This is a genomic window from Mycoplasma sp. CB776 (genome assembly GCF_054343395.1).
The window spans coordinates 1-26,430 of sequence record NZ_JBTGVD010000008.1 but is presented as its reverse complement, the minus strand read 5'-3'; the positions used below and the strand labels follow the sequence as shown (position 1 = coordinate 26,430).

At 24.7% G+C, this 26,430-nt stretch carries 19 protein-coding genes; all 19 read left to right on the top strand.

The genetic code is table 4. From position 1 onward, the window contains the following. The first annotated feature begins 2 nt into the window (after positions 1–2). The 19 genes from ACXX86_RS01535 (at position 3) to ACXX86_RS01445 (ending at position 26,313) form a co-directional block, all read left to right on the top strand. Positions 3–302, top strand: a complete 300-nt coding sequence (locus ACXX86_RS01535; protein ID WP_458559345.1) for a hypothetical protein — start codon at positions 3–5, stop codon at positions 300–302. Continuing rightward, the gene (locus tag ACXX86_RS01530; RefSeq protein ID WP_458561004.1) at positions 289–1,611 is read left to right on the top strand and encodes an amidase family protein; all 1,323 of its coding nucleotides are present in this window, start codon (positions 289–291) and stop codon (positions 1,609–1,611) included. The genes ACXX86_RS01535 and ACXX86_RS01530 overlap by 14 nt, the downstream gene beginning before the upstream one ends. Continuing rightward, complete coding sequence (gene gatB / locus ACXX86_RS01525; RefSeq protein WP_436358847.1) at positions 1,604–3,019, top strand: Asp-tRNA(Asn)/Glu-tRNA(Gln) amidotransferase subunit GatB; 1,416 nt, start codon at positions 1,604–1,606, stop codon at positions 3,017–3,019. The genes ACXX86_RS01530 and gatB overlap by 8 nt, the downstream gene beginning before the upstream one ends. Before the next feature lie 20 nt (positions 3,020–3,039). Beyond that, on the top strand, positions 3,040–7,695 hold the full coding sequence (locus ACXX86_RS01520) for an MGA_1079 family surface serine endopeptidase (RefSeq protein WP_458561003.1): 4,656 nt from the start codon (positions 3,040–3,042) through the stop codon (positions 7,693–7,695). 14 nt (positions 7,696–7,709) lie between these two features. Continuing rightward, on the top strand, positions 7,710–8,939 hold the full coding sequence (gene dcm, locus ACXX86_RS01515; protein ID WP_458559349.1) for a DNA (cytosine-5-)-methyltransferase: 1,230 nt from the start codon (positions 7,710–7,712) through the stop codon (positions 8,937–8,939). Next, entirely contained in the window at positions 8,939–10,012 is a 1,074-nt protein-coding gene (locus ACXX86_RS01510; RefSeq protein WP_458559350.1) for an HNH endonuclease, read from the top strand. The genes dcm and ACXX86_RS01510 overlap by 1 nt, the downstream gene beginning before the upstream one ends. A 143-nt stretch (positions 10,013–10,155) precedes the next feature. After that, entirely contained in the window at positions 10,156–10,392 is a 237-nt protein-coding gene (locus ACXX86_RS01505) for a hypothetical protein (RefSeq protein WP_458560357.1), read from the top strand. A 188-nt stretch (positions 10,393–10,580) separates the two neighbouring features. Next, entirely contained in the window at positions 10,581–11,519 is a 939-nt protein-coding gene (locus ACXX86_RS01500) for an L-lactate dehydrogenase (RefSeq protein ID WP_458559352.1), read from the top strand. Positions 11,520–11,632: 113 nt separating this feature from the next. Next, positions 11,633–12,589, top strand: coding sequence for a hypothetical protein (locus ACXX86_RS01495; protein ID WP_458559353.1), 957 nt, complete (start codon positions 11,633–11,635; stop codon positions 12,587–12,589). Positions 12,590–12,597: 8 nt separating this feature from the next. Then, positions 12,598–14,838, top strand: coding sequence for a hypothetical protein (locus tag ACXX86_RS01490; RefSeq protein ID WP_458561002.1), 2,241 nt, complete (start codon positions 12,598–12,600; stop codon positions 14,836–14,838). Between the two features lie 10 nt (positions 14,839–14,848). After that, on the top strand, positions 14,849–17,329 hold the full coding sequence (locus tag ACXX86_RS01485; RefSeq protein WP_458561001.1) for a valine--tRNA ligase: 2,481 nt from the start codon (positions 14,849–14,851) through the stop codon (positions 17,327–17,329). Between the two features lie 20 nt (positions 17,330–17,349). Continuing rightward, the gene (locus ACXX86_RS01480; RefSeq protein ID WP_436358645.1) at positions 17,350–17,523 is read left to right on the top strand and encodes a DUF2188 domain-containing protein; all 174 of its coding nucleotides are present in this window, start codon (positions 17,350–17,352) and stop codon (positions 17,521–17,523) included. 30 nt (positions 17,524–17,553) lie between these two features. Next, positions 17,554–18,387 (top strand): bifunctional 5,10-methylenetetrahydrofolate dehydrogenase/5,10-methenyltetrahydrofolate cyclohydrolase, encoded by an 834-nt coding sequence (locus ACXX86_RS01475; RefSeq protein WP_458561000.1) that lies wholly within the window; start codon positions 17,554–17,556, stop codon positions 18,385–18,387. 217 nt (positions 18,388–18,604) lie between these two features. After that, entirely contained in the window at positions 18,605–19,711 is a 1,107-nt protein-coding gene (gene pdhA / locus ACXX86_RS01470; protein ID WP_458560999.1) for a pyruvate dehydrogenase (acetyl-transferring) E1 component subunit alpha, read from the top strand. Continuing rightward, a complete protein-coding gene (locus ACXX86_RS01465; RefSeq protein ID WP_458560998.1) occupies positions 19,711–20,709 on the top strand; it encodes an alpha-ketoacid dehydrogenase subunit beta in 999 nt (332 codons plus the stop codon). Before pdhA ends, ACXX86_RS01465 begins: the two co-directional genes overlap by 1 nt. Positions 20,710–20,722: 13 nt before the next feature. After that, the gene (locus tag ACXX86_RS01460) at positions 20,723–21,610 is read left to right on the top strand and encodes a 2-oxo acid dehydrogenase subunit E2 (RefSeq protein ID WP_458560363.1); all 888 of its coding nucleotides are present in this window, start codon (positions 20,723–20,725) and stop codon (positions 21,608–21,610) included. A 1-nt stretch (position 21,611) separates the two neighbouring features. Then, positions 21,612–23,453 carry a dihydrolipoyl dehydrogenase gene (gene lpdA / locus ACXX86_RS01455; protein ID WP_436358640.1) on the top strand — a complete coding sequence of 614 codons (1,842 nt, stop codon included), beginning with the start codon at positions 21,612–21,614 and terminating at the stop codon, positions 23,451–23,453. Positions 23,454–23,699: 246 nt separating this feature from the next. Further along, complete coding sequence (locus tag ACXX86_RS01450; RefSeq protein ID WP_458560997.1) at positions 23,700–25,562, top strand: S8 family serine peptidase; 1,863 nt, start codon at positions 23,700–23,702, stop codon at positions 25,560–25,562. Continuing rightward, complete coding sequence (locus ACXX86_RS01445; protein WP_458557717.1) at positions 25,549–26,313, top strand: hypothetical protein; 765 nt, start codon at positions 25,549–25,551, stop codon at positions 26,311–26,313. The genes ACXX86_RS01450 and ACXX86_RS01445 overlap by 14 nt, the downstream gene beginning before the upstream one ends. Positions 26,314–26,430 lie beyond the last annotated feature (117 nt).

Here is a 26,430-nt window from a genome sequence, read left to right as displayed (position 1 = left end):
AAATGAAAAGAGAAGAAATAATTGAATTAGCTAAAATATTAAAACTTATTCCAAATGATGAAGTTATTTTATCATTAGAAAAAGAACTTGATGAAATTTATAAAATGTTAAACGAATTTAAACAGATAGATGTTGGTAATGTTAAACCACTAGTTAGATTAACAAAAATTAAAGATTTTAGTTTAGTTAGAGAAGATGAAGTGCTTGAATATACAGAAAATAAAGGGATTTTATTAAAAAACGCACCTGCAAAAAACAAAAATTTTGTGCAATTAGAAAGGGTTATAAATGATAAAAAATAAAGGAAATTTTTTACTAGCTCACAAAGAGTTACATAAAGACACAAATAATGCAGTTTCTTTTCTTTTTCCAGAACAAGAAATTATAGAAAACAAAGCACTTAGCGGTTGTGTTTTTACTATTAAAGATGTTTTTGCTACAAAAACAGCTAAAACACAAGCGTCTTCTAGATTACTTGAAAATTTTTACCCTTCTTATAATGCTACTGTTGTGCAAAAATTACTTGATAATGGAGCAATACCTGTAGCAAAGGTTCATAATGATGAGTTAGCTCTTGGTGGAGAAGGTATTTATTCTTATTGAGGAATTATTTCTCACCCTTTAGATAACAAAAGAAAAATAGGTGGTTCTTCTTCCGGTTCTGCAGCTACATTGACAAATAACGTTTCCTTTGCTTTAGCTTCAGATACAGGAGATTCTGTAAGACTTCCTGCATCATATATAGGAAAAGTAGGATTTAAACCAAGTTATGGAGCAGTTTCAAGATTTGGTATGTTTGCATATGCTTCCTCTTTAGATACAGTTTCATGATTTGCTCATAATGTTAATGATGTTATAGAAGTTGCTAAAGTTGCTTATGGAAAAGATTATAATGATATGACTTCCGAAAACATTTTAATTAATAATGTTATAAAAACAAAACCAGATAAAATTGGATATTTTAACATTCCTAAAAATTTGCTAAGCGAATCTGTTTATGAAAAATATTTTTCTTTTATAAAGGAAATTTCCACAAATGTGGAAATTGAATCAATTGAACCTAATGCTGATTTATTAAAAGCAATTAAACCAGTATATGACATTATTTCCTATTCTGAAGCAAGTTCCAATTTAGCTAATTTAAATGGAATAGCATTTGGGCAAAGAGAAAAAGGTAAAGACTGAAGCGAAATAATGACTAATACCCGTTCAAAAGGTTTTGGAAAAATGGTACAAAGAAGATTAATATTAGGTTCTTATTTCCTTGAAAAAGAAAATCAAGACGAATTATTTCTAAAGGCACAAAAAATTAGAAGATTGATAAAAAATTATTTAGATGAATTATATGATAAATATGACATAGTTATTTATCCAGCAGCACCTGATGTTGCCCCTTATTTTGAAAACGCAGAAAAAAGAAGTTATATGGATTATATTTTAACAGGTTCTAATTTAGCTGGTTCTCCATCTATAACAATGAAATTAGGTGTGGACAAAAATAATAAATTGCCTTTTAATCTAGCAATAGATTCTAAAATGCAAAATGATGAAAAATTATTGAGTTATGCACTTTGAATTGAAGAAAAATTAAAGGAGAAAACTAATGAATAATTATGAAGTGGTTATAGGTATTGAAATACATTTGGAATTAAACACTAAAACTAAAATGTTTTCAGCAGCTAAAAATTCATTTAATGAAGAAAATAATAAAAATATTAGTCTAGTTGACTTAGCTTATCCCGGGACATTGCCTTTATTAAATAAAGAAGCTGTTATAAAAGCTATAAAATTAGCAAAAGCATTAAAAATGAATATTGATAATGAATTACATTTTGATAGAAAAAATTATTTTTATCCAGATTTACCAAAAGGTTTTCAAATCACACAACAATTTAGACCTATAGGGAAAAATGGAAAAGTTTCTTTTAAAATTAATAATGAAGTTAATGAAATTTCAATAGAAAGAATACATTTAGAAGAGGATACAGCAAAACAATTACATACTGAACAAGGAACTTTTTTAGACTATAATAGAGCAGGTATTCCGTTAATAGAAATTGTTACAAACCCTGTTATTAAAAATGCAAATCAAGCTGCAAAATACATTGAAACAATTGCTAAAATAGCAAAATTTTTAGGAATATCAGATGCAAAGTTAGAAGAAGGTTCACTAAGAGCAGATATTAATTTATCTTTAAACAAACCAGGAGAAGGTTTTGGTACCAAAGTAGAAATTAAAAATATTAATTCAGTTTCTAATGTGAAAAAAGCGATAGAATTGGAAATTGCAACTCAAACTTTAAAATTAAATAATAACGAAAAAATCATTCAACAAACTAAACGTTTTGATGATGTTTTACAACAAAATATAGTAATGAGAGAAAAAACTGGAGCAGTTGATTATAGATATTATCCTGAACCAAATATTCCTGTTATTCAATTAAAAGAAGAATTGATTGATTCAATTAAATTAGACAAACTACATTGAGAATGAGAAGAAGAATTATTAAACCAATCAGTTTCTAATATTTATGTAGAACAGTTATTAAATAATTTTGATTGATTACAATTTTTTAATAAAATAAATTTTGACAATAAAGATAAATTATCTAAATTCTTTTTTTCTGAAATTGTTCCAATTATAAAGGAAAAAAGCATTGATTGGTTAAATATAACCCCAAATGATATAGTTGAAATTTTAACTTTAGAAAAAAACAATTCTATTTCATCCAAACAAGCAAAAGAAATTGTTTTTTATAAAGAAAAAGAAAATTTAAGTATTAATGAAATTATTAAAAAATACAATTTGGTTCAAATAGAAAACAATGATTTAATTCAGGAAATTTTAAATAATTTAATTTCAGAAAATGAACAATTATTAAATGATTATGAAAATAGACCAGAAAGAGTTATTAAATTCTTTTTAGGACAAATAATGAAACAAACTAAAGGGCAGGCAAATCCTCAAAAAGCTAATGAATTAACAATTAAAACAATCGAAGAAAAAATTAAAAAATAATTGAAAGAAGTAAAAGAGAAATGAACAAAAAAAAGAAAAAATTATTGTTAGCATTGTTATTGCTAACTGGGGTTGTTGGTGTAGGTTCTGCAGTTATTGGTACAACTTATGCTTTAACTAGAAACAAAAAAACAAATTCAAATGAAAACACAGAAGAAAATCTAGAAGATTACAAAAAATCTAGTAAATCAAAAATTGAAAATTATTCTAATTTAAATGACCAAACTAAAAATGGTTTAGTTGCTTTTATAAATTCATTAAATTCAAAAGAAGAAATTAATAATATTTTAGATCTTTCTTTACAATATAATTCTATTGTTAATAAAATAATAAGCAATGTTTTAAATGCTCAAACAGTTAAAGAAACAAAGAAATATACAGAAGCAAATAATAAAGAAGAGTTTGATAAGTTTTTATCAGAAACAGAAAAATTTTTAAAAAACAACAAGTTAGTTTCTGATGTTGAACAAATTAAAACACTAGATTTTTTAAATAAAATAAATTCTACTTTAGTTAATTTAAAAGATTCAGAGAAGAAATTAAATGGTTCAGATGAACAAAATGAAGAACCTGTAAAAGAAGATGAAACTTTTAAAGAAGATGTAGAAAGAAAACTTGAAATTAATTTTAATCCAAATATAGAAACTTATGATTTAAAAAAATTCTTATATAGTGCATCTATCAATAAAGAAAATCAAAATATTTATTTATCACATAACGATATAGAAAATGTGAATTTAACTTTAGAAGAAGTCAAAATAGATTCTACTAATGTTAATAATTTAAATTTAGTTTATCTTGCAAAAAGTACTACTGATTCTACTAAATTTGCAAAAGTTACTAAAACAATTACTTTTAGTAATGATTTAAATTCTAAAATTAATACAATTAAAATTAGTAATTTAGATGAGATTTTTAATTTTAGTTATGATCAGTTTTTAGATTTATATAAATCTGATTTAACAAATAATTTTGAAAAAATAAAGGAAATTTTTGTTTCTAAACAAAAAATAGTAAATAATTTTTTTAAATATAAAATAGAAGAAACAGATAATATTTTTACAGCCAATAATAAGATAGCTTTAAACATTGGTTTTTATGTAAATGATACTAAAATAAAGGAAATTCCTTTACAAACAGAAAATTCTGTACAATTAAAAAGTGACTTGTTGAAAAATATTTCAATAACTCCAAAAGAAATATTTACCAATTCTAAATTTTATAGAGAAGTTAAAAATTATTATGATTTTTCTAATTCAGAAGACATTAAAAATTATTATGCCAACATTAAACAAATAAATTTTTTTAATATGTGATTAAAAAATGATTTATTTTCTGAAGTTTTAAAAACTTTTCCTGAATATTCAAATAAAAAAATAGAAACCGCTTTAAATTCTTTAACTAATCCAACAAATGCTTCTGCTAATGCTTTAACTCAAGAAGAAATTAATAAAGTATTTGATAAAATTTATAAAGAGAATTTATTGTTTGATATACAAAAACCAGAAGGTGTAAAAGTTGAAATAATAAATTACAGCAATGATTTGAGATATGAAGTAAATGGTGATTCACTCTTTGCTACTTTTAAAATAAAAGTTACTAAAGGTGAAGAATCAACTACCTTTAATTATTATTTAAATAATTCAAAATCTGATGCTAGCGATAAAGATCTAAGAGATGAAGCAAAAATTCTTGAAATTGTAACTGAAGCTAATAAAGTTACAACTAATGGAAAAACTACTTCAACTCCTTCTGCTAATCTATTTTGAAGTAATATAGAATTTAAAAATCCAAATATAAATCACACAATGTTTAATGCTAAAGATGCTAAAGAAGCATTAGAAACATCGTATAAAATGCCAAAAATAGGCAAATATGAAATTTTTGTTAAAGAAGTTAAGGATATAGTTAATAACACAGGAAATACTAATGGTGGTCAAGCTAAAGTTTTTCTATGATATAAAAAAAATGGAATAGAAGCACCTTTACCAAAATTAAATACTACAGCATTTATTAATTCTCATTTAAAAACAATTAATTTCTTTAAACCTTTAAGTTTTAGAGATATTAAACCAATAAATGAAAATGAATGATTTACACAAAATGATTTTACTAATAAAGAAACAATTGATGAAAATGATAAAACAATTATTAATCAAATTAATAGTTCAAATTTTGATTACAGAAGAGTTGATGGAGTGATTGATAAATCACAAAATCTTCAATTTAGAGTTTTAGATCCTAAAGACATAATAGAACAAAAAGCTTTTGAAGCACTCAATTTCTTATTAAAATTTAAAAACACAAATTCAGATAGTTCTAATTCTAATGACAAGAATTTTAGTAATTTATCAAACACAGGAAGTGCAAATAAAGATGATGCAGATGTTTCAAATAAAAATTCATCTGTAAATGGTTTTTTTACTTCTCAAACATCAATTAAAAACTCAAATGATTCAGAAAATAATTTAAATTTAGTTAATATTTACAATAAATACTTTATATACTTTTACGATGTTAGAAGCACAAATGAAGGAAGTTTAACATTTAAATTAGGTTTTATAAATAAAGAAAATACTGAAAAACGTTATACAAATAATCAGGATATTACTTTAGTTAATTTAACAAATGACTATAAAGAAAACTTGTATCCAGAAATAATTTTAAACAGTATTAAATATAGCGATTTAAACATAAATACAGGAAATATACAGCAAATTAGTGCAAATGATTTCAAAAATAAAGTAAACAATCACTCAAACGATCTTTCAAATTATGTATCTTTAAAAACAAGTGAAATCAATTATAACAATTTCAAAATTAATACAAGCAATATTTCAATTGCTGAAGCTAAAAACATAGATAATAACTCTATTTATGTTAAGTTACAATATACAAATCCTAAAAATAACAACAGCATTATTAAAGGAAATGTATGATATAAAATTAAAGGTTTTGCTTCATCGGTTAATTCAAAAGAGGAATTAACTTTTGCTAAAAAAGAGTTAAAAACTGTTTTTGAATCTTCTTCAGAAATAACAAGAGAAAGAGAAGTTGAACCTTATCAAAAAGATTTATTATGATCTTTTGATAATCAAACAGAAGTTGCAAGTTGAACATTAAAAAACAAATATATAGAAAAAACCTTTTTAAGCAACAATTCTACAAATAGAAAAATTAAATTTCACTTATTTGGAAATACTTTGGTTCAAAATGATCAAAGACTAACAAATATTTCTTCTTTAGACAAAGGATACAACTTTGAGTTTAATTTTGAAGATTTAATACTTGGTAAAGAAATTTCTTTTAGACAACAAACCATTATAATCAACAAGTTAAATGGTGGAGAACATCCAAGATTTTATTTTGTTATTAAAGCTAAATATCAGCAAAATGAAGGAATAAAATTCACAGTGGAATTGGAAGATAAAAACTATAAACTTCTTGTAGGCAATCCATACAAAGAAGCAATTACTTTTAAAGAAACACTAGATGAAACTAAATTTGATAAATTTAATAAAAATAAAGCATTTTTAATAAATAATGCTGGTGCTTCTATTTCACTAAATTATACAAACGCAATTGAACACGAAGATTTTGGTCAAAAAACTAATCTATTTAGTTATAAAAATCTAGATTATAATCAAGAAAATCAACCCATTACTTTCTTTACACCACAAGAAGTAATTTTAAGTAATGAATACAATCCAAATCAAAATGTTAGTTATGAATTACATAACGGATATAAACAAGATAATGAATTTCTTCACAAAGACTGAAAGGATATTCCTTTAGTTAATAACGTAAGATCAAGAGCAATTGCTTATGGTTTTGGTTCTGCAACAATGTTTGCAAAAGTAAGTAGCGATCCTAATGATGGTAAATTTTACATTATTACAAACAACCACGTAGAAGCTGGAAAAAAATATGTCTTTGATGACAATAATTTACCAACAGAAGTTACTAATAAATATATTGTTAAATCATCTAATAACTTTGATAATAATGTAGAACCAGGATATTCTTATTGATCAGGATCTAATAGAATTTCTAAAGCAACCTCTGGTATTATATGAACTGGATTAAATCAATATGATAAAAACGGAAATAACAACACAGCAGGTAATTTTGTTGATATGACTGTATTTGTTGTAGATGCTTTTGAACTTATTAAAGAAGCACAATTAGAAGGTAAAATGGATATGGTTGCATATTTTAAAAACTGATTTACTTTACCAAATACTAATTTAGATTATACAGGTGTAGAAGGAGCGATTTTCTTTGGAGCAAATCTTAAAAACTTTGCAATGAATGGTTTTCCATATGGAAAACAATCAGGTTATCTAATTAACAGAGCAGGTAGCTCTTCAGGAAATGTTGGGTTATCTAGACAACAAGGATATACTCCTACTTTCTTTAATAATGGAAATTCAGGTACAGGAATTTTAGGAGAAAATAACAGTTATATTTCAACTATAAATTCAGGAGCATCTTTAACATTTTTACAATCTTGAAACTATGAAACAATTACACATAGTTATTTTGGAATTAATTGAAATAACGAAGATCCATTATCATTAACTAATAAGAGATCGTTAGCGGCACAAATATTAAAATTAAATGTACAAAAACCTTTTGAATATAGTGTCCCTTGATTTTTTAGAAAGGAAAAATAAAGAAATAAGTAATAATGAAATATAAATTTATAGATTTGTTTGCTGGAATCGGCGGTTTTTATAAAGCTATTGAAAAAGTAGCGAAAAATAAAAATTTTGAAATTGAATGTGTTTTTAGTAGTGAAATTGATAAAGAAGCAATAAAGGTTTATTCACATAATTTTAAAAAGAGTAAAGAAGAAATTATAGATATTCGTTTATTGGATGAAGATTGTTCACAAGTTCCAGAACATGATATTTTATTTGCAGGTTTTCCTTGTCAAACATTTTCAAATGCAGGAAACAAAAAAGGTTTTGAAGATGAAATAAGAGGAACTCTATTTTTTGATATAGTAAAAATTTTAAAAGCAAAAAAACCTAAGTATATTCTTCTCGAAAATGTGAAACATTTGGTAAAACATGATAAAGGTAGAACTTGAACTATAATAAAAAAAGTATTAGAAGAGGAATTAAATTATTTAATACCTGAAAATCCCTTGATTTTGTCTCCACATAATTTTGGAATTCCACAAAACAGAGAAAGAGTTTTTATTCCTGGTATATTAAAAGAAAAACAAGAAAATAAAATAGAACAAAAAGATTTTATTTTTTCTTTCGACTCAAAAAAAACAAACGAATTTATTAATATTTTAGAAAAAAATGTTGATGAAAAATATTTTTTACAAGATGAATATTTGCTTAAGATTTTAAATGCGTGAGATGAATTTGTTAGGGAAGTAAAATTTCCAGAAACAAGAACTTTACCGGTAATCTGATTAGATGAATTTGATCAAAATTATGAGTTAAAAGGTTTAGTACCTTGAAGAAAAAAATATTTAGAAAATATGAGAGAATTTTTTGAAGAAAATTATATTTTCATAAAAAAATGGATGGAAAAATACAATGTTTCATCTTGAAAATTAAGAGATAAGAAATTTGAATGGCAAGCGGGAAAAGAAGTTAGAAATATTCAAAATACATTTATTCAAATGAGACAATCTGGAATAAGATGCAAAAAAGCAGAAATTTTCCCTACTTTAGTTGCTATCGTGCAAACATCAATTCTTTTTGATAAAGAAAAAAACAAATGAAGATACATTACTCCAAGGGAAGCAGCAAATCTTCAAACCTTCCCAAAAAACTTTATTTTGCATAATGAATTAAGTGAAAATCACAAAGATCATTATGCATATAAACAATTAGGAAATTCAGTTAATATTTTTGTAGTTGCTTTAGTTATTGAAAAATTATTGGAGTATAAATAATGCTAAAATACAATCATATTGTTGGAAATAAAATTGAAAACTTAGAAACAATACATCCATTAGAAGGAAAGAATAACAAGGATAAAGAAAAGTTTATGAAAATTCTTGTTGAATTTTTGTCAAAAAATAATAATGTTGTTAAATATGAAAAACTTTTTGAATCAAAAGAAATTTTTTCTTTAAACTTGAACAATAAAAAATATAATATTTTTATTGAACACACAGATAATGGCGGAAGAAATAATGCTAAAAAAATAGCGATTACAAACAATAAAAAATTTAGGGAGTTAATTAAACTAAGAGAAAAGTGTTTGATTATAAATGTTTACATTCCTTTTTCAAACGTAAAAGAACTAGACTATTCTAATACAATTTTTTTTATAATAAATCCAGAAGAATTTATAAAAAGCAAATCAATGGAATCGGGAACTTCAAGTTCAAGATGAGTAACTAATGAAGAAATTCTTAATTGTATAAACGAACAAGAAAGTAAAGAAATTTATAAATTAAATTATAGAAATAATGTTTATATTATTCATAATTCTAAAATACTTGATTTCTTTTTAAATGAAATTCCACAAATATATTTAGATTTTTACAAAAAGGATATAGAGAGAGAATTAAAATTAAAAACAATAAATAGGAACAAATTTAAAAACCCGGAAAATGAAAATAAGTATAGAAGACTTTTTAGACAATATTTATTTAATGTTTATCCCGAAAAATGTGCTTTTCAAAATTGCGATATAGATATTCCAGAGTTGTTAATTGCTTCCCATATAAAACCAATTAATGAAATTTTAAAAGAAAAAATAGACATTAAAGACAAAAGAGAACAAATTTGTGATTATTATAATGGATTTATTTTTTGTGCAAATCATGATAAATTATTTGATAAATTTTTAATTTCTTTTGATATTGATGGAAATGTTTTAACAAAAGAAAATAAATTTCTAAAAAGTGAAAGTTCTTTTTTTCAAAATACTTTAAAAGATAAAATAGGAATTAAAATTTCTGTTAATCATGAAAAGTATTTAAAATTTCATAGAGATAAAACTTTACAAGTAAAATAAGAAAAATAATTCATTTATATTCTAAGCAATGACAAATTGAATCAAATTTTAGAAGTTTAAAAAGTTATTTAGCAATAAGACCAACTTATGTTTATTTAGATAGCCACATTGTAGCTCACATACTTTTATGTTTTGCTTCATTAGTGGTTTTAAAATTATTCATTCATAAAACAAATGAATATTATTTTAAACACAGAATTAATAATCATCTTACTGAATGACAATTTATTAAAATTTTAAGTTTAGTTAGAGAAGAAATGTTTATAAATAACATTACAGGAGAAGAAATAGAAAGAAAAAGAGAAAAATCAGGAAGCGATATAGATCTTTGAAATAAGTATGATGAGATCAAAAAAATTGTAATTAAATCAGATAAATAAAAACCATTTTGCCCCATAAAACAGGCGTAAACGGTTTTTTAATTCTTGAAACTGGGAAAGACGGGAGAATCAAAATATATACAAAATAAAAATAAAATGTAAAGAAAACTATAAAAAAACATGATTTTTTATTTTATGTTTTATAATTTTAATGTAATAAAAATTAATAAAAGGGAGATTTTTAATAAATGAAAGCAACAAAAGTTATTTTAGTTGGAGCAGGAGCAGTCGGTTCTTCTTTCTTATATTCCGCCATTAATCAAGGATTAGCTGCAAAATACGGAATCATTGATAAATTTGAAGGACCAAGAGACGGGAATGTTCTTGATTTAGAAGATGCTATTGTTCCGTCTGTTAGAAAATATGAAGTATTTTCAGCTAATTATGCAGATGCTAAAGATGCTGATATAGTCGTTATAACAGCAGGAAGACCACAATTACCAGGTGAAACAAGATTAGAAATGGTAAAAGACAATTCTTTAATTATGAAAGATATTGCAAAACAAATTAAAGATAGTGGATTCAATGGAATTACAATTATCGCATCAAATCCAGTGGATATTCTCACATATGTATATTTAAAAGAAACAGGTTTTGATCCTAAAAAAGTTATTGGTTCAGGAACAATTCTTGACACTTCAAGATTAAAACAATTACTTTCTAAAAAAACAGGAGTCTCAACAAACAATATAGAAGCATTTGTTATTGGTGAACATGGAGATTCTTCATTAATTAACTATTCAACTTTTAAAATAGCAGGATTACCTTTTAGTAAATATGAAGAAAAATCCGGAGTAAATGCTTCAAATTACGAAGAAGAATTAGAAAAACCAGTTTATACAAAAGCATATAAAATTATTGAAAGAAAAAGAGCAACCTTTTATGGTATTGGTGCATGTTTAGCACAAATAGTTAGAGTAATTCAAGAAGATTCTAATGCTGTTTTACCTTTAGGAGTATACTTAAATGGTGAATATGGCGCTTCTGATGTTGTAATCGGAGTTCCTGCTATTATCGGTTCTGAAGGAATAAAAGAAATACTTAACTTAGATTTAAACGACAAAGAAAAAGCAAAATTTGCTAATTCTGTAAGAATTGTTAAAGAAACAATCAAATCAATTCAATAAATAATTTAAGAGAAACTTTTCTAAGTTTCTTTTTTATTAAAATAAAAAATATATTTTAAAATCTTAAAATAATAGTGGTAAAATTTAAATAATTATATATAAGGAAAGATTTTATGAGAAGATTTAACGCAAAAACAATAGCATTTGTTGCTGTTTTTATGTCCATATCTACAATAATGCTTTTATTGGGTATTAGATTTTTTCCTTTTGCAGCTTTACCTAATTTTCGTTTTTCAATAATTGGTTTACCTATTAAAATTACAGGATTTATTTTTGGACCAATTGTAGGTTTATTAACAGGATTTTTATCAGATTTAATTTCTTTTCAATTTGTTCCTAGCACCTATTCAATTTATTACACTTTAGCTTTATCTATTACTGGATTTATTCCAGGAATAATTTCATGATTATTTTTTGATTTTATTAAAAAAAGATTAAATGAAAATTATATTCAAAAAAATATAAAAGAAAAAAGTAAATTTTATGCTTTAAAAATAGAAAATCTTTCTTTATCACTACTTTCTCTTTCTAATGAAAAAGAAATAAAAAAAATTAATAAAAAAATTTCAACAATTTCTAAAAGAATTAATAGATTAAATAAAGAAACACAACAAAATACTTTATTTACTTCTATGTTAATTTTTTGTTGAATTATAATGATAGTTGTTGCTGCTATTGTTTCTACCATTGTATTTTTAGCTCCTGATAAATTATTAGAAGAATCAAAATACATAAAAAATAAAGTAGGTTTTTTAATTTTAATGTTATCTGGAAACGGAACCATGTTGATTTTTATAACAATAGCAAGATTTTTAAAATTTTTTCAACAAAAAGATAGATTTACTACAATGGTTCCTATTATTGCTTTTTCAGTTATTTTAGAACCAACATCAAGTGCAATATTAGCTTTAGGTGATGTTCAATCTGGTGCTTTCCCAACTTTTGAAGTAGCACTAATTACACATTTTATTGTGTCGCCTATTAAAATTTGAGTTAATTTATTTGTTATTTACCTTACAAGTTTAGTAATCCTTCCGATTGTAAAAAACAAAAATAGAAATAATTATTAAAGGAAAATATGGAATTTACAAACAAAATAATTTCTTTACTTGATGTTACTTATGAAGACAAATTAAAAAACTTAAATTTAGAAATAAATAAAGGAGAAGATGTCCTTATTTTTTCTTCTAATAAGAAAATTCCTTTTTGTTTTAAAGAACTCTTAGTTTTTAAAAATAAAAACTATTCTGGCGTCATTAAAATAGGAAAGAATTTTTTAAAAAAGAATTTTAAAGATTTTTGAATACCTGAAAAAGTTTTATCAATTTTTTCTAATAAAAATAAAAATCACTATTTCGATAAACCATTATTTGAAATAATGAAATATTCTTTTAATACTAATGAATATGATTTTAAATTAATGAGAGATTTCCGTAAAGATTGAAAAGAAGTTAGTGATGAATATCATTTTTTCATAAAAGAAGAGGAAGAAAAAATATCATACGATCTTTTTGAAACACAAATTAAAATTTTTGATCAATTTTTTAAAAAAATTAATTATAAAGAATTTTTACAGAAATTAGAGCAAAATAGTTTTAATTTAAATGAGTTAAATAATTATTTAGATAAAAGAATAGATATGCTAAATACAAGTTTAAACAATATAACTTACTATGAAATTAAAAAATTTAATGTTTATGAAAAATATAGAGATAAATACAGAAAAAATGAAGGAAAATTACAAAATTTAAGAACTGAATTTGAAATTGCTGAAAAAGAAGTTGAATCATTTGAACATTCTTCAGAATTTGAAATCGCTTCTCATAATCACTTTCAAGAAATTAATCAATTAAAAGCAGAACTTAAAAAAAGAAATAATTTTTTAAAAAACGGGTTTTTAAAAAATGGAATATATTATTTACTTATAAAATCATTGAAACTAAAAATTAAAGAAACTAAAAAGGATTTAAAAGAAGCATATAAATCTGCAAACAAAGAACAGATTGTAAAAGCTAAAATAAACTATTGAATCAAAAGAAAAACACTTTATATTTTTAAACATAATAAAAAACATCTAAAGTATGTAAAACCGAGCGTTGTTAAAGGTTTTTATAACACTATTAAAGAATTTGAAATTGAATTTTTCAATAACCTATTTTTTGATTTTAAAAGGGGTAAAACAATTAAATTGGATAATCAACTAGAAATAATAGAAGAATATCACGAAAAGAAATTTACACTAAATAAAATAAAAATCTTAAATGAAAAGAAATTATTAGACACTTTAATAGAAAAAAAAGAATTAAAAAAAGAAATAAACTTTTTAAAAAAAGCAACAATTGAAGGTTCTAAAGAAATCGATCAAGTAGAAAAACATAAAAAAACAAATGTTTTATGAGAAAAAAAAGCAAATTATGTATGAGAAAAAGAAAAAAATGAAAATTTATTAGCTAATAGCATTGAAATTAAAATGCAAAATAATTCTAAATTAGAACAAGAAATTATCAATAATATTATTGCAATTACTAAAATTGATAGATTTTTATTTTCTTTCTTAAAAAGAAAAAATGAAAATAGCAATGAAGTGGAATTAGAAATATTTAAAAAAATAAAAAACGTAATTTTTTTAAATGATCATTTTTATGTTATTTATCACCCTATTTCTTTTTTATATACAAATGACTTTGAAGATAATGAAATCATTCAGAACGTTATTATTAAAAATGAATTATATAATTTTTTAAAATCTATTAATATAGGTATTGATAAACTCTGAATTCCTTATTCAGATTTAACACAAGAAGAGAAAATAAAAATAGACATAGGAAAATTAAAATTATATTCTCCAGAAGTTGCTCTTGTTGATTTAAATAAGACAATTTTTGATAAAACGTATGTAGATCAATTGGTGGCAAATAAAAATCCAAATACTAGTTTAATAATTTTTGCAAGTGATTTTATTGAAACAAAACATATTAAAAATTTTGTTTTTATAGAAAAATCAAGAATAATTGAATGTTCATTTAATAATATTAAAAAGGAATTTGAAAGTGAATTTGCTAAAAAATTTTATAAATTTAAATCTTTCGATTTTTCTATTATTGATAAAATTAGCGAACATGAATATGATGAATTATATTCTTCAAGAAGATACTTTAAAAGTAATCGATCAGAAATTTATATTTCAGATAATGAATTAATTTCATCTAAAATTTTAAGTCATAGACAAAAACCGAAAAAAACACCTAATTTTGTAAAATTAGAAGACACGGTTATAATTGATTATACAGAAGAGAAAAGTTTAGAAAATACAGAATAAAAGGGGAAATATGGATAAAAATTTTAATCATAAAGATATAGAAAAAAACAGAAACCAGAAATGAATTAATAAAAAATATTTTTCATATCACGATTCGAGTAAAAGACCATTTACAATCATTGTGCCACCTCCTAATGTTACAGGAAAATTGCACTTAGGACATGCGTGAGATGAATATATTCAAGACACTATTATTAGATATAAAAAATTAAAAGGGTATGATGTTTTATTTTTACCTGCAGTTGACCATGCGGGTATAGCAACTCAAACAAAAGTTGAAGAATTATTGAGAAAAGAAAATAAAACTCGTCATGACTTAGGAAGAGAAAAATTTTTAGAAGAAGTTTGAAAATGAAAAGATGAATATTACAATAAAATTAAAGAACAGTGAAATTCTTTAGGTTTAGCACTCGATTACACAAATGAAAGATTTACACTAGATAAAGATGCTAATGAAGCAGTTTTAAAGATATTTGTTGATTTTTATAATAAAGGATGAATTTATAAAGATAAAAAAGCAATTAATTGAGATCCTAAACAAAAAACAGCTTTATCAAATATTGAAATAATTAATAAACCAACTAATCAAAAAATGTATTATATTAAATACTTTATTGAAAACAGCGATGAATTCTTAACAGTTGCTACAACAAGAATTGAAACAATTCCTTCTGATGTGGCACTTGGTGTTAATCCAGAAGATAAAAGATATAAATCACTTGTGGGTAAAAATGTTATTCATCCTTTTACTAAAAAAATAATTCCAATAATTGAAGATGATTATATAGATAAAAAATTTGCTTCAGGTGTTATGAAAGTATCTGCACATGCTATGGCAGATATTGATATTATAAAAAAACACAATTTAGAAATTAATGAATCAATCAATCCTGATGGAAAAATGAATAGTTTAGCTTTAGAGTTTGAAGGATTAGACCGTTTTCAAGCAAGAGAACAAATTTATCAAAAACTATTAAAAGAAAATTATATTGTTAAAACAGAAGAAATAATATCTAATGTAGGGTATTCAGAAAGAAGTGGTGAAGTTTCTGAAATAATTATGTCAGAACAATGATTTGTAAAAATGGAAGACTTACAAAAAATGCTGTTAAATCATTTAAAAAGCAAAAATGCTGTTAAATTTTATCCAAAACGTTTTCAAACAGTTATTAAAAAATGAATGGAAAACGTATATGATTGAACCATCTCACGTCAATTATGATGAGGACATAGAATACCAGCATGATATAAAAATGAAGAAATGAAAGTGCAAATTGAGTCTCCTGGTGAAGGATGAATTCAAGATCCAGATGTTTTAGATACTTGATTTTCATCAGGGCTTGCACCATTTGTTTTTTTAGGTTGACCACAGTCAAACGAAAAAATAAAAAGATATTTCCCTACTTCATTACTTGTAACAGGTTGAGATATAATTTTCTTTTGAGTTGCAAGAATGTATTTCTTTAGTTTAAGCGTTATGGATGAAAAACCATTTGATGAAGTATTGTTGCACGGATTGATAAGAGATGAAAAAGGGATAAAAATGTCTAAATCACTTGGTAATGGTATAGATCCGATGGAAGTTATTGATCAATACGGTGCAGATGTTTTAAGAGAATCTTTAATATTTAATTCAACACCAGGGCAGGATATTAAATTTTCTAAAGACAAAATATATGCTGCTTGAATTTTTAATAACAAACTATGAAATATAGTTAAATACTTTTATGAATTAGAAGAATGCAGCACTTGTCAAGAAATTACAGACAAAGACAAATGAATATCTAATAAATTGAGTGATTTAAATAAAAAAATAGATAAATTTATGAAAAAATATGACTTTACATTAGTTTATAAAGCAATACATAAATTTATTTTTGAAGATCTTTCGTCTTGATATATTGAATTATCTAAAACCAAACCAAGTAAAACATTTGGATTAGAAATAATTAAAAAATTATTAATTATTATTCATCCATTCTGTCCTTTTTTAACAGATTATTTATTTGAAAAATTATTTAATCAAGAACTTTTAGAACACGAAAATACAGATATTACAACTTATAGAAATGTTAACTATATAGATAAAGTTATTGAAATAGTTAAAAATTTAAGACAATATAGAGAAAAACATAGCATTTCTAAAAAAGAAGTTCTAAAATATTGAATCGCAGATAAAAAACTTGATGTAACATCAATATTAATGATAAATAATATGTGTAATGCTGAATTATTTGAAAACAAACATTCAGTTTTAAAAACAGAAAATTTTGAAATTTATATTCAGCTATCTGCAGAACATGAAAAAAAAGAAGCAGAAAGAATAAAAGAAGAAATAAAAATAATTGAATTTGAAATAAAAAGAGCAGAAAATATGCTATCAAATTCTAACTTTTTAGCAAAAGCACCAAAAGAAAAAATTGAAAATGAAGAAAAAAAGTTAAAATTATATAAAGAAAAGTTAAAATTATATATAGAAAAAAATAAATAAAACATATTTAAGGAGAAAAAATGATAAAGTACGTTGTAAACCATAATGGAGATTGAGCTGTAAAAAACGCAAATGCAGAAAGAGCTACAAAAATTTTTAAAACTCAAAAAGAAGCTATTGAATATGCAAAACAATTAAAAGAAACAACAGCTGTTATGATCCAAGGAAAAGATGGAAAATTTAGAAAAGGGTAAGATTACCTTTTTTTATTTTCAAAAATTAAAATGACAAAAATTTTAGATGGTAAAAAAGCTTCAGAATTTTTTTTTCAAAAACAGCTTAATTTTTTTAATCTTTTACCAAGAAAAGCAATATTTAAAATTGTTCAAGTAGGTAATTTAGAAGCATCAAATCGTTATATAAAAAATAAATTAAAAAGAGCTAAAGAATTAGGTGTTAATGGTATATTAATTAAATTAGATGAAAACATCACCGAAGAGTCTTTGTTATCTATAGTTAGACAAGAATCAATAGATTGCAATGGAATAATAGTTCAATTACCTTTACCTAAACACATAAACTCACAAAAAGTTTTAGATTCTATTCCTGTTTTTAAAGATATCGATGGACTTTCAAGTAAAAATCAAAATCAATTTTATAATAATGAATTTTCATTCGCTCCAGCGACAGCAAAAGGAATTATGATGTTATTAGATTTTTACAATATTCAAGTTCAAAACAAAAAATGCTATGTTATTGGTGAATCTAATTTAGTGGGAAAACCAACAAAAAAATTACTTGCTGATGCAGGAGCTTTTACTCATAGTTTCAACAAAGAAACAGGAATTAAAGGTTCTGAAGAAGCTGATATTTTAGTTGTAGCAGCAGGAGAATCGCACTTAATTAAAAAGGATAATATAAAAGAAAAAGCGATAATTATCGATGTTGGAATAAACACTTTATCTAATAATAAAATTACTGGTGATGTTAATTTTCTGGATGTTTTAGATAAAGTAGAAGCTATTTCTCCAGTTCCGGGCGGGGTTGGTCCTATGACTATAACAGCATTATTTGAAAATTTAATGTTAACTATAAAAGAAAATTTAAAAAGTAATTAATAAATAAAATATAAGTCAAAAATGATTAATATTTTTAATTAAAATAAGTTTCAAACTATCGCAACAACAATATTTTTTTGAATTTAAATGTTAAAAATTCAAAAAATTAATAAAAAAATGAATTTTTATACTTTAAATTGAAATAAAATCAATAAAAAGAATATAATTATAATATTAGTTTAAATTCTAATTAATTTTAAAAAAATAAGGAGTAAAAATGCAATTTAAATTTGTTAAACCTGGCAAAGTTATGTTTTCTAAAGACGAAATCATTCGTTTTTTAGATATAGATGGAAACTTAACTAAAGAAGGTAAAAACAACGAACCAAAATTAAGCAAAGAAGAATTATTAAAAGCTTATAAATTTATGGTTCTTTCAAGAAGACAAGATGAATATATGTCACAGTTACAAAGACAAGGAAGAATGTTAACTTTTGCACCTAATTTTGGTGAAGAAGCACTACAAGTAGCTTCAGCTATGGCTTTAAAAGAAGATGACTGATTTGTTCCTGCATTTAGATCAAATGCAACTATGTTATATATGGGAATGCCTATAAAAAATCAAATGTTATATTGAAATGGAAACGAAAGAGGAAGTGTTACACCTGAAGGAATAAATTTACTTCCAATTAATATTCCTATAGCAACACAGTGTTCACATGCTGCTGGTATTGCTTATGCATCAAAATTAACTGGAAAAAATGTAGTTTCAATGTCATTTATTGGTAATGGTGGAACTGCTGAAGGTGAATTTTATGAAGCAATTAATACATCAGCAATTTGAAAATGACCATCAGTTTTCTGTGTAAACAATAACCAATGATCAATTTCAACACCAGAACATTTAGAAACTGGTTCAGAAACTATTGCAGCTAAAGCAGCAGCTGCTGGAATCCCAGGAGTTAGAGTTGATGGAAATGACTTATTAGCTTCCTATGTTGTAGCAAAAGAAGCTGTGGAGTTTGCAAGATCTGGAAATGGACCTGTTGTTGTTGAGTTTATAACTTGAAGACAAGGACCTCATACAACAAGTGACAATCCAAGAATTTATAGAACTATAGAACAAGAACAAGAAAATGAAAAATGAGAACCAATGCACCGTATTGAGACTTATTTAGAAAGTAAAAAATATTTAACAAAAGAAGAAAAAGATAAAATTTGAGAAGAATCTTTAAATCAAGTTAAGGAAGCTTATCAACAATCACTAGAAGAATTAGATGTTGACTTAAATGAAGTATTTGATCATACTTATGCAACATTAACACCTGAGTTAGCAGAACAAAAAGCAGAAGCAATTGATTACTATTCAAAGGAGAATAAATAATGGATAAAAAAATTGAATTAAATAATATAGGCGCTGTAACTCACGCAATCGATTTAATGATGGAAAAAGATCCACATGTTGTTCTTTGAGGTCAAGATGCAGGATATGAAGGTGGAGTTTTTAGAGCAACAGAAGGATTGCAAAAAAAATATGGTGTTGAAAGAGTTTGAGATACACCTATTGCAGAAGCTTCAATGATGGGGATTGGAATAGGAGCAGCTCTTTTTGGACTAAAACCAATTGTTGAAATGCAATTTCAAGGATTTTCTTACCCAGCATTTCAACAACTTATGACTCACGCAGCAAGATATAGAAATAGATCAAGAGGAAGATTTAGTGTTCCTTTAGTATTAAGAATGCCAATGGCTGGTGGAGTTAGAGCTTTAGAACACCATTCAGAAGCTATTGAAGCAATGTTTGCTCATGTTCCAGGTTTAAAAGTGGTTATGCCTTCAACACCTTACGATACAAAAGGATTAATGATTGCAGCGTTAAACGATCCAGATCCAGTGGTTTTTTTAGAACCTAAAAAAATTTATCGTTCATTTAAACAAGAAATACCAGCTGAAATTTATGAAGTTCCAATTGGAAAAGCAAATGTTTTAATTGAAGGAAATGATTTAACACTTGTTACTTATGGAGCACAAGTTCATGATTCAATAGAAGCTATTAAAAAATTAATAGAAGAGAAATCAAATATTAGTGTTGAATTAATAGATTTAAGAACTATTAAACCAATTGATACTAAAACAATTGTTAATTCTGTAAAGAAAACAGGAAGATTATTAGTGGTTCATGAAGCTGTTAAATCATTCTCTGTTTCTGCAGAAATTATTACAAGAGTTAATGAAAAAGCGTTTGAATATATTAAAGCACCTTTAACAAGATTAACAGGTTATGATATTACAGTTCCTTTAGCAAGAGGAGAAAAATATCATGCTATTGATAGCGATAAAATAGTTGCTAAAATAAAAGAAGTAGTAGGATTTAAGTTCTAAAAGAAAGGAAAATATGAATAAAATTATTTCAACCCCTTTAGCAAGGGCAATTGCTGCCAAAATGGGAATTGATATTAATCAAGTTAAAGGTACAGGTCCATTTGGAAGAATTTTAAAAGAAGATGTTTTATCTTTTAAAGTTGCACCAAAAACTGAAGTAACACCTGCAGTTAAACCAGAAGTTTCTTCAACTAATTATTTAGATGGAAAAAGAGAAAAAATTACTCCAATTAGAAAAGCAATTGCAAAAGCAATGATTAATTCTAGAGATTCAGTTGCTTACTTTAGTTTAGTTAATGAAATTGATATGACTAAACTTTGAGATTTAAGAAAATCTATTGTAGAAGATGTGCAAAAAACAACAGGTGTAAAATTAACATTTTTACCTTATATTGCAAAAGCAATTTTAGTTGCTTTAAGAGAATTCCCAATTCTTGCAGCTAAATATGATGAAGCAAATTCAGAAATTGTCTTTCCTACAACTTTAAATTTAGGAATTGCTGTTGATACAGAAGCTGGATTAATGGTTCCTGTTGTTAAAGATTCTCAAAATTTAACCATTGTTGAATTAGCTAAAGAAATTTCAAGATTAGCTTTAGCAGCAAGAGATAGAAAAATAAAACCAAATGAAATGTCAGGCGGATCGTTTACAATAACAAATTATGGTTCAGTAGGTGCTTTATTTGGAACACCAGTTATTAATTATCCAGAATTAGCAATTGCTGGAGTTGGTTCAATTGTAGATCGTGCAGTTGTTAAAAATGGAACAATTGTTCCAGGAAAAATTATGAATTTAACTGTATCAGCAGATCACAGATGAATTGATGGAGCAACAGTTGGTAGATTTGCTTCAAGAGTAAAAGAATTATTAGAAAAACCAGAAATTTTAGGAGTTTTATAAGATGCATAAATTTAAATTTGCTGATATAGGTGAAGGACTACATGAAGGTGTAGTTGCTGAAATTTATAAAAAAGAAGGAGATATGGTTAATGAAGGAGATTCTTTATTTTCTGTTGAAACAGATAAAGTAACTTCCGATATTCCTTCTCCTGCTACAGGAAAAATTGTTAAAGTTTTAATGGCAGTAGGAGATACAATCCACGTTGGACAAGAAATTTATCACATTGATGATGGAAAAGGTGATGTAGTTTCCCAAGAACCTAAAAAAGAAGAGTCTAAAAAAGAAGAATCTACTGGAGGAGGTGCTTCTGTTGTAGGAGAAGTGAAAGTTTCAAATCAATTATTTGATTTATCCTCATTAAAAAAACCTTCTACAACTGCTACAACTAAAGTTGAATCACCATCAGAAAGAAAAGAAGCATCTTCAAATAAAGAACAAGGCAAAGCATACACAGGAAAAATTGAAGAAGAATTCGATGTTATTGTTATTGGATCAGGTCCTGGTGGATACTTAGCAGCTGAAGAAGCTGGTGGAGCTGGACTAAAAACATTAATTATTGAAAGAGAATTCTGAGGTGGAGTTTGTTTAAATGTTGGATGTATCCCAACAAAAGCACTTTTAAAAACAACAGAAGTTCTTCACTCAGTTAAACATGCTACAGAATACGGAATTACAGGAAATATAAACGTAAAAATTGACTGAACTAAAATGCATGCAAGAAAATCTGAAGTTGTTAAACAATTAACTTCAGGTGTGCAAGCATTAATGAGAATGAATAAAGTAAAAACTATTTTTGGAACCGCAAAATTTGTAGGTGCTCACGAAGTGGAAGTTGATTCTAAAGTTTATAAAGCTAAAAATATTATTATTGCTACCGGTTCAAGTGATAGAAAAATTCCTTTACCTGGATTTGAACAAGGTTATGCTGAAGGAAAATTAATCACTTCTAAAGAAGCTATTAATTTAGAAAAACAACCAAAATCATTAACAATTATTGGTGGTGGGGTTATTGGAGTTGAATTTGCTCAAGTATTTGCTTCAGCAGGAACAAAAGTAACAATCATCCAAAACTTACCAACAGTGCTTGGAATGCTAGATAAAGATATTATTAAACAAGTTTCAAATGACTTAGTAGAAATGGGTGTTGAAGTTATAGCAAATGCCAACACAACTAAATATGAAAAAGGTAAAATTTTCTATGAAGTTAATGGAAAAGAAGAATCAATTAAATCTGATTTAGTTTTAGTTTCAGTAGGTAGAGTTCCTGAATCTCTTGGATTAGAAGAAGTAGGTATTAAACTTGGAGACAGAAAACAATTAGTAGTTGATGAATACTGTCAAACAAATGTTGAAGGAGTATATGGAATAGGAGATGTTGTAGGACAAGCTATGTTAGCTCACGTTGCTTATCGTCATGCAGTTGTTGCTGTTTCAAATATTCTTAAAAAACAAGTAAAATATTCTGCAAAAACAGTTCCAGCATGTATTTATACACACCCTGAAATTGCTGTTGTTGGTTTAACAGAAGATCAAGCTAAAGAACAAGGTAAAGACTTTATTGTTGCAAAACACCAATTTACTTTCATCGGAAAAGCATTAGCAGCTCATGAATCAAAAGGATTTGCTAAATTTATTATTGATAAAGAACATGGAGAAATTATTGGTTGTCACATCATTGGTGCTGCAGCTACAGATTTAATTTCTGAAGTAGTTCTTGCAATGGATTTAGAATCAACAATTTATGACATCGCTTCAACAATTCACCCACACCCAACATTTAGTGAAGTGTTATGAGAAGCAGCAAGAAACGCAGTTCACCAATTAAACAAACTTAAAAAATAAGTTTTAAAATATAAATAAATAAATAAACACCACTTTAAAATTTAGTGGTGTTTTATTAATTTTATTGAATTTTTACCAAACAGAAATAATTTTCATTTTAATAATATATTAATATAATAGTTAAATTTGATAAATTTGAGCAAATTTTTAATATTATATTAAATTTTATAAATAAATTAATGAGTATTAATAAATTTTTATGAATTTTTGCTATAATTTAATTGTAAAAAACATAAAGGAGATTATATGAAAAAAAGTATCAAAAAGAAATTTTTAATGACATTATCTTTACCAATTATTACATTTAGCACCATTTTTCCTACAATAAGTTTTAAGGAAAAAAGCGACAATAACAGTCAAAAATATATTGAATTTACATATAATTCATCAGAAAACGAGAAAGACAAATCATCAAATAACACCGAGTTTTGAAAAAATAAAAATTTAAAATATATTTCAAAATTTGCAGAAAAAAATAAACTATTAAAATTTGAATTTAGTTTAATTGAACCAAAAATTTGAGTTTATGGTTCAGAAAAATTATTAATAGAATTTATTGATAAAGAGTTAAAAAACAATTTAAAAATAAATAAATTTTCTTTAAAAAATATTGTTGATAATTTTAACACTATTAAGAATTATATTCCAGATTATTATAAAAGCGAATACAAGCAAGAACAAAAGGATTCTAAATATAACAATATTTCCTTTGAAAAATTGTTTAAATTAATAGAAATATATGATGAAAGACAAAAAGAAAATAATTCTAACCTTTATATAAAAAACGAAAATAATATTGGAATAATGGAGACCAGAACAAAAGATGATCAAAACAATTTAAATATAAATAATAGCAATTTTAAAAATAGATTAATTGTTGCTAAAGATTTTGATAAATTAGATTCTAATGTTTCAAATCACGGTACAAACGTAACTTCAATCGCCACAGGAAATGAAGGAATAGATAGATTTTCTTCAATAAATTACGCTAATTTTTCTTCTTGAAATGAATGGAGAAAAAAAATAGAGTGATTAATTTTAGAAAGAAAAGTGAAAGTGATAAATCATAGTTATGGAACTAACGGAGATAACGATGAAAATGAAGAAGCAGAAGAATTTTTAAACACAATTGCTAGAAAATATGGAATTATAAATGTTTTTAGTTCAGGAAATAATGATGACGAAAGAGAAACTGGAAATGAATTTATAAATTCATACAAAAAAGCATATAATAATATTGTAGTAGGTTCATCTTATTATGATTTTGATAATAATATTATGTTAAAGTCTGATTTCTCAAATTATTTATTGCATGAAAAAGATAAAGAATTACCTCACCCACTTCTTGTTGTTCCTGGGGAAACTTTATTTCTCAATGATAAACCAGAAAAAACATTAATTGGTACAAGTTATTCTGCACCGATTGTTACTGGAGTTATTTCTCTATTAATGAGAACAAAAGATTTAGATTTTGGAATTTTAAATCCTTTAATTTATAAATCAATTCTGACTACATCTGCTGATACTGAAGATTATAATGGAGCCATTGTAAAAAATACAAATGGTTTGGATAAAAAAATAGGTGCTGGCTTAATTAAATACTCAAAAATTTTAGAGGCTAAAAATAATTTAAAAACAGTTTCCATTCCTTTTGAAGATAAAGAAAAAAAATATGTATTAACTTCTGAAAATATTCATTTAAATAAAGGTGAAACATTACAAGCATCTATTGCTTGAAGTTATAATGCAGGTTTACTAAAAGAAGAGAAAAAAATCCCAGAAGTAGGATGATGAGAATTTTGAAATTATTGAAAAAAAGATGATTGGAATAAAAAACATATTTCATCAAAACAATTAAAAAAAGAAGAAACAATAAAAAGACAAAATAATTTAAAATTTTCTAATTATAATTTAATTTTAGAAAAAAAATTAAAAAATAATACATGAGATAAGGTTGTTGAAATTAATTCAAAAGATTCTAATGTTGAATTTATTAGATACAAAGTAAATGAAACTGGTGATTATAGATTAAGAGTTTTAAATAAAGAATCAGCTTTATTTAAAAATTCAGTAGATGATTTATTAGCGTTATCTTATGTTAAAAAATAAATTATTTTTTTCATTTATTTTGCCCATTTCTGTATTAACAACTTTTGTTTCTTGTAACATAAATGCACACTCAATTGATGAAAGTGAGCAATATAATATATATAAAAAGGAATTTAATAAATATCAAGAAAGTAAAATTATAAAAAATAATAAAAATTTTACTTTCTTAACTAATAGCGAAAACACCAAAAATGAATTGCGAGAATTTTATATTATTCAAAATGAAGAAGATATTAAGCAAATAAAAGATATTTTTGCATCTTATATTGAAAAGTATAAAGAAGAAAAAAATGAAGCGAGATTTAAAAACGAAAATCTATATAATTCAATCAATTATCAAAATTTATTAATTTATTTAAACAAATTAGACTTAAATAACAATATATATATTTTCAATAATTTTGCTAAAAGTAGAGATTTATTTGCCACTTTTCAAAATTTGTATAAAAGTTCAGATTCAGATTTTAATAAGATAAATAATTTTGAAATTGAGATTCCTTATTATTCAATAGTACAAAAAAATAAAAATGAATTAATTTTTAATTCCGCAGATTTAGAACATTATTCATATTTAAAGAGCAAAAATAAAGAAGAACCTATTTTTAAAACTACTGAGTATTTTTGACCAACTTTTAGTTATACTGCTTTTAAAATTTCTAAATCATTATTCTCAAATGATGAATTAAATAATTTACAAATAAAAAGCAAATTCTTAAATTACAAAGAATTTAGAGAATTTATAAAAAAATAGCTTTAAAGAATAAAGAAACACCACTTCAAAATTTAGTGGTGTTTTATTAAAACAATGTAAATCCTAAATTTTTACTAAATTTCTATACTTAGTTAATTTTATTGTTTAATTCATCTA